A 1,223-nucleotide genomic window follows, 5' to 3' on the forward strand; every position below is an offset into this window, starting at 1 on the left:
CTGTTCTATGGTATATTGAGGATTTATCTCTTTTAAGACTATTCCCTCTTTTGTTACCTCCATTACTCCCATTTCCGTAACAATTAGATTTACTTGTTCTTTCGCAGTTAAGGGTAAATTACATTTTTTAAGAATTTTAACGCTTCCATTAGCTGTATGAGTCATTGCAACAATTACCTTCTTTGCTCCCACAACTAAATCCATAGCTCCTCCCATGCCAGGAACTTTTTTGCCCGGTATCATCCAGTTTGCTAGATTACCTTTTTCATCTACTTGAAGAGCTCCTAATACTGTAGCATCTACATGACCTCCTCTAATGATTCCAAATGAATCTGCACTATCAAAAAATGCTGCTCCTGGCATTAAGGTAATTGGTACTCCTCCAGCATTAACTAAATTCTTTACTTCTTGTCCTTTTTCTGCTGATGGTCCTATTCCTATAATTCCATTCTCTGATTGAAATACAACATCTATATCCTGTGAAACATAGTTTGCTACCATAGTTGGAAGCCCAATACCTAGGTTTACCACATCTCCGTCTTTAAACTCTTTCGCAACTCTCTTTGAAATAATTTCTTTTATATCGGCACTATTCAACTTATTTACCTCCTTTAACCACAGCGTCTATAAAGATTCCTGGGGTCATAACATCATTAGGATTTATTTCCCCAACTTCAACTATTTCTTCTGCTTCAGCTATGACCATATCCGCTGCCGAAGCCATTAAAGGATTAAAATTTCTAGCTGCTTTATCGTAGTATATATTCCCTTTTTTATCAATTTTAGAACCATAAACAAGAGCAATATCTGCTTTTATAGGAAGCTCCAAAATATATTCTTTAGTATCTATTTCAATCTTTTCTTTTCCTTCTTGCACCATAGTTCCTATGCCTGTAGGTGTTAGAAAGCCACCTAAGCCTGCTCCAGCAGCTCTAACTCTTTCAGCTAAAGTCCCTTGTGGAATAAGTTCTACTTCTATTTCACCTGAATTCATTTGCCTTCCAGTCTCAGGATTGGTACCTATATGAGATACTAAAAGTTTTTTTGCTATTTTATTTTCTATTAATTTTCCTACTCCTACATTGGGGAAAGCTGTATCATTGGAAATAATGGTTAGGTTTTTAACTCCTTTTTTTATTAAACCATTAATTAATGTCTCTGGTGTACCAACCCCTAGAAATCCGCCTATCATTATGCTCATATTATCTTTAGCATATTCCAAG

2 protein-coding genes are annotated in these 1,223 nt (G+C 35.6%); both read right to left on the bottom strand.

The genetic code is table 11. The features are described from left to right. Positions 1–597: 3-oxoacid CoA-transferase subunit B (locus CLHOM_RS15035; protein WP_082204451.1), on the bottom strand; the 597-nt coding region annotated here is incomplete at its 3' end. A 1-nt stretch (position 598) separates the two neighbouring features. Next, a complete protein-coding gene (locus CLHOM_RS15040; RefSeq protein WP_052222521.1) occupies positions 599–1,201 on the bottom strand; it encodes a CoA transferase subunit A in 603 nt (200 codons plus the stop codon). Positions 1,202–1,223: the final 22 nt, after the last annotated feature.

It is taken from the genome of Clostridium homopropionicum DSM 5847, assembly GCF_001263795.1.
Classification (GTDB): domain Bacteria; phylum Bacillota; class Clostridia; order Clostridiales; family Clostridiaceae; genus Clostridium_H; species Clostridium_H homopropionicum.

Coding starts and splice junctions, on each gene's coding strand:
- CLHOM_RS15040 (WP_052222521.1), bottom strand. CDS start 1,201: ATGAGCATAATGATAGGCGGATTTCTAGGGGTTGGTACACCAGAGACA.